Source organism: Kitasatospora sp. NPDC007106 (assembly GCF_040634455.1).
In the GTDB taxonomy this organism is placed as follows: domain Bacteria; phylum Actinomycetota; class Actinomycetes; order Streptomycetales; family Streptomycetaceae; genus Kitasatospora; species Kitasatospora arboriphila.
The window spans coordinates 1-4,302 of record NZ_JBEYFP010000513.1 but is presented as its reverse complement, the minus strand read 5'-3'; the positions used below and the strand labels follow the sequence as shown (position 1 = coordinate 4,302).

The 4,302-nt window shown below is 73.6% G+C and carries 6 protein-coding genes and 1 pseudogene; 5 read left to right on the top strand and 2 right to left on the bottom strand.

What is annotated here, in order from left to right; all coding sequences use genetic code 11:
- Nucleotides 1-278 precede the first annotated feature (278 nt).
- The gene (locus ABZ641_RS27335; protein ID WP_359985833.1) at nt 279-422 is read left to right on the top strand and encodes a hypothetical protein; all 144 of its coding nucleotides are present in this window, start codon (nt 279-281) and stop codon (nt 420-422) included.
- Nucleotides 423-904: 482 nt separating this feature from the next.
- Here ABZ641_RS27335 and ABZ641_RS27330 read toward each other — a convergent pair whose 3' ends face one another.
- Nucleotides 905-1,516: a hemolysin III family protein gene (locus tag ABZ641_RS27330; RefSeq protein ID WP_359985830.1), complete on the bottom strand. Its 612-nt coding sequence runs from the start codon at nt 1,514-1,516 to the stop codon at nt 905-907.
- 593 nt (nt 1,517-2,109) lie between these two features.
- Here ABZ641_RS27330 and ABZ641_RS27325 point away from each other — a divergent pair.
- On the top strand, nt 2,110-2,613 hold the full coding sequence (locus tag ABZ641_RS27325) for a hypothetical protein (RefSeq protein ID WP_359985827.1): 504 nt from the start codon (nt 2,110-2,112) through the stop codon (nt 2,611-2,613).
- Here the strand turns inward: ABZ641_RS27325 and ABZ641_RS27320 are convergent.
- Nucleotides 2,610-3,293: an RNA polymerase sigma factor gene (locus ABZ641_RS27320; protein ID WP_359985825.1), complete on the bottom strand. Its 684-nt coding sequence runs from the start codon at nt 3,291-3,293 to the stop codon at nt 2,610-2,612. The genes ABZ641_RS27325 and ABZ641_RS27320 overlap by 4 nt on opposite strands.
- A 160-nt stretch (nt 3,294-3,453) precedes the next feature.
- Between ABZ641_RS27320 and ABZ641_RS27315 the strand changes: the two genes are divergently transcribed.
- The 3 genes and pseudogenes from ABZ641_RS27315 to ABZ641_RS27305 all read left to right on the top strand — a co-directional run.
- Nucleotides 3,454-3,924 (top strand): Asp23/Gls24 family envelope stress response protein, encoded by a 471-nt coding sequence (locus tag ABZ641_RS27315; RefSeq protein ID WP_344625316.1) that lies wholly within the window; start codon nt 3,454-3,456, stop codon nt 3,922-3,924.
- An 88-nt stretch (nt 3,925-4,012) separates the two neighbouring features.
- A complete protein-coding gene (locus ABZ641_RS27310) occupies nt 4,013-4,201 on the top strand; it encodes a hypothetical protein (RefSeq protein ID WP_344625317.1) in 189 nt (62 codons plus the stop codon).
- Nucleotides 4,198-4,302 (top strand): annotated as a pseudogene (locus ABZ641_RS27305) (Asp23/Gls24 family envelope stress response protein); the annotation flags it as partial. The gene ABZ641_RS27310 and the pseudogene ABZ641_RS27305, both read left to right, overlap by 4 nt.

Genomic DNA, 4,302 nt, shown 5'->3' with positions numbered 1-4,302 from the left:
GTCCGCGCACCTGCCCGCTGGATCCGGGGTGCCGTCGGGCACGGGGGCCGGCGGCGGGAAGTCGGGGCCGGCGGCGGCCGGCACGGTGCCGTGCACCGCGATCGTCACCCGCCGGCCCCACCTGCCGCGACCAGTGGGACGCCGGCGACGGCACCCACCAATGCACCCCCTGCCGGGGAGCCACCCGGGCCAGGAACGACGTCGAAGCGGACCGGGCCGGAGCCGAGGCGCTCCGCCGGGCTGAAGCCCGTGACCGGTGCGTCACCCGCACCACCGGCTTGATCGAGACCAGCCTGCCCGACCACGATCCCCAAGCCGTCGAATGCCGGTCCTGCCACAAGAAACGCGAGTTCGCCGGCCGGGAACCGCTGCGCCGTGCGGTGCTGCGGAAAAGCCTTGCGAGCTTGTTGCCGGCGTCCTGACCGGGCACACGGTCCGCGGGAAGGACGTCCGATGCCAACTCCCGCAGCAACCCCGGCCACCACCCGCGAACGGCCCGTACTCCACGTCGGCATCGCCGACCGCAAGGGGCGGTGTCGGCAAAGCGGTACCGCCCCTTGCGGCCTCGGCCCAGCGCGGAAGGAACTGCGGGCCGGCCCCCGGCGCAGCAGGGCGCGTGGCCGGGCCGCCTACCGCGGCGCCCCGATTTCCGGAAGCCGATCCTCTCGTCGGTGGGGCGGCTGTGGCGGTCCGTCACGTCTTTTCCGCGGCGGGGGTGTGAGCCAGGCGGCGCACTCCGGGCGGAGGTAGGCGCGGGTGCGTCGGGTCCGCCGCGCCGCTGCGCGGAGTCCGGTGCGGATCGCGTCCTTCATCGCCCGTCTCGCGGTCCTCGCGTCTTTGCCGAGCGCGCTGCGCCCAGGGCCCGCCCCCGGGTGCTGTGCCTCCGCACGCACCCGGGAGTCGGTCACATCGCTGCCAGGAGGATGGCCGTGTAGTGCGCGGAGAAGGCGGCGACGGTGAGGGCGTGGAAGACCTCGTGGAAGCCGAACCAGGACGGTGAAGGGTCGGGGCGTCTGAGCCCGTAGACGACGGCGCCTGCGGTGTAGAGGAGGCCACCGGTGATGACGAGGACGACGACCGCGGTGCCGCCGGTGCGCGCGAAATCGGGCAGGTAGAAGACAGCTACCCAGCCCAGGGCGACGTAGCAGGGGGTGTACAGCCACCGGGGTGCCCCGATCCACAGCGTTCGGAAGGCGATGCCGGCCAGGGCGCCCGCCCACACCGCGGTCAGCAGCACCACCTGCTGGCGCGCGGGCAGCAGCAGCACCGCCAGCGGGGTGTGGGTGCCGGCGATGATCAGGAAGATGTTCGCGTGGTCCAGCCGCCGCAGGACCGCCTCCCCGCGCGGACCCCATGTTCTTCGGTGGTAGACGGCGCTGGTGGCGAACAGCAGGCAGGCCGAGAGTGCGTACACCGAGCAGGCTGCCGCTGCGGGAGCCCGGCGTGGGAGGGCGATCAGGACGGTGCCTGCGGCCAGCGAGAGGGGGAACGCGCCGGCATGCAGCCAGCCGCGCATTCTCGGCCTCGGTGCAGCCGCCGCGGGCTCCACGCCGCCGTCCAGGTTGCGGGCTGCCCGTCTTTCAGGTGCGTCGACCGCGGCGGTACAGAAGGTGCCGGAGCGAGGCTCGGGATCCCGTCCGTGTGCCGGTGGCTGGGCGTCTTCGCCGATCACGCGCTCATTCTAGGAAACCGGCGGAAGAATGCGGCCGACGCCGCCCCGAGACGACTCGCGTCGTGCTGGACGACATCGCCCACGGCCCGCTCCCCGAACTCGGCTTCGAGGCCGATCGGCACCAGCACCGACCGCCTCGTGCAGCAGATCGCGCAGACGACCAGCGGTTCCCGTAAGCATCCCCGAATGGTTCGGAAGGGTCCGGGCCCGGGGGAGTTGCGACCGGGCCTCGTTCCGGTCCGGCTCGCGGGGCGCGCGTTCCCCGTGCCGGGCGCCTATGAGGTCACAGGCGCCCGACCGGCGCGTGCATGCGACACCGCTCGCAAGGCCGACGATTCCGCAGAAGGACAGCCGAAGCGTCACTCAGAGCACGGGTCAGACCCCCGAGCGGTGCCACCTACATCCTCACAGTCAGAGCAGGAGGGTGCCTTCGGGGTGTGGAGGTCGTCGATGGTGATGTCGACGCGTGTGACGGCGAGTCCCAGGGTGTGTTGTGCGTTGTGCAGGACGGCTCGGCGGACCTGGTCGGCCTGGGGGAGCAGGGGGCGGGACGGGTCGGCCGTGAGGGTCATGGTCGCGTGGATGGTTCTGCCGTCGGCGACGGGTGTGAGGCGGCAGCTGCCGGCCCTGGCGGTGCCGGCGTCGTCGGCGGCGCGGCGCAGTGCTTTGGCGGCGGTGGTCTCGTCGATGCGACATCTCAGGGCGGGGTCGCCGCGGGGGAGTCGTCGTCCCCGTCGGTGTTCGGCCCGTACCGCGCGCATGACCCGATCTGCGAGGGCCGTGCTCCGGCTGTCGGGTCCCTGGGCTCGGAGGGCCTCGGTGGCCTGACGCAGGAGGCGCTGCTTGTCGGCGTCGGCGGGGTCGTCGGGACTGTCCGGGGTCCGGCCGGTGCCGGGCCGGGGCCGGGTCGGGTCGGTTGTGTGGGCCGGGCGGTGTTCTAGCGCCATGGGTCCATCGCCTCCGCGAGGGACCGGCGTGCGCGGAACAGTCTGCCGCGCACCGTCTGTTCGCTGACGCCGAGGGTTCGTGCGATCTCGCCGTAGTGCATGCCGTGCAGTTCGCGCAGGATCCAGCAGGTCCGCTGGCCGGGGTCGAGGTCGGCCAGTGCGCGGGCGAGTGCGCGTGCTGCGGCGCGGGTCTCGGCGATCTGCTCCGGCGCTCCGTGGGCTTGGAGGACGGGGGGTTCGGGCCGGATGTCGAGGGGGACGGCAGGCACGGGACGGCTGCGCAGGAGACTGAGGCAGCGGTTGGTGACGATGCGGTAGAGCCAGGTGCGGAACGCGGCGTCGCCCCGGAATTCCGGCAGTCGTCTCCACGCGCTGAGGAGGGACTCCTGGACCATGTCCTCGGCGTCCTGCCGGTTGCCGGTCAGGTGGTGGGCGAGGGCGAGGAGGACGGCGCTGTGGCGGCCGACCAGGACGGCGAAGGCGTCGTCGTCGCCTTCCGCCGCTCGGACCGCGAGAAGCCGGTCGCCGGCCGGGCCGGTGCGGTCCGGGCGGACCGCGGTGGACGGGGACGGCAGGCTCCACGGCGCGGCCGGGCGGTCGCGTCGGGTGCGGGGCCGGAGCGGCGGAGGCCGCTCGCGGAGGCCGGCGGTGGTGTGGGTCTGCGCTGTGCTCATCGTGGCGTCCGGTTGCCGGTGCTGTATGCCCCTCCTCCTCGCGCCTGTCCGCAATCGGGACGGTTATGCCGAGGGCGTGAGGATTTCGCGCCGGCGGCGTCCAACAGTTCAGCGGGCCCGGGACCGGGTTCGCACCGGGGCGAGGTCAAGGAGGCCTGCCATGACGGACACGTCCAGCAGTTTCCCGCAGGGCGACGGACGCCCGGAGGGCGGCCTGCAAGGTCCCACCGGCGCCGACCGGGTGCCCGAGGAGCGGGGCAGGACGACCATCGCGGACAGCGTCGTGGAGAAGATCGTGGGCACCGCCGCACGGGACGTTCCCGGTATCCACGCCCTGGGAGCCGGGATGTCCCGCACCATGGGCGCGGTGCGCGAGCGCGTTCCCGGCGGCGGACGGGCGAGCGTCAGGGGCGGCGTGAAGGTCGAGGTGGGCGAGCGCCAGGCCGCCGTCGACCTCGTCGTCGTCGTGGAGTACGGCGTCCCCATCACCGACCTGGCGGGCGACGTGCGCGTCAGCGTCATCGCGGCGGTGGAGCGCCTGACCGGCCTGGAGGTCGTGGAGGTGAACATCGCCGTCGACGACGTCCACCTCCCCGACGAGGAGGACGACACCGAGAGCCGCGTCGCCTGACCTGCAGCCGCCCGGCCCCGCACCGTCGCTGCAGGGACGCTGCAGCGTGACCGGGGGCCCGGGCGACACCGAAGAAGGAGCATGTGAGATGAGCACAGCCGCACTCGGTCTGCTCGCGGGGATGGCGCTGGGATTCGCCGGGTACTTCGGCGGCTTCTGGGCCTTCCTCCTGGTCCTGGTCCTCGGGGTGGTCGGCCTCGTCGTCGGGCGCCTCCTGGAGGGCGACGTCGACGTCAGGGACTGGCGCCGACCCCGGTCCGAGGACCGGCGCCGATGACCCGGCAAGCCGTCGCGGCGCGCGAGCGCGGCGCCACCGTCATCCCGGACCGCGTGGTGGCCAGGATCGCCGCGCGGGCCGGCCGGGAGGCCCTCGCCGCA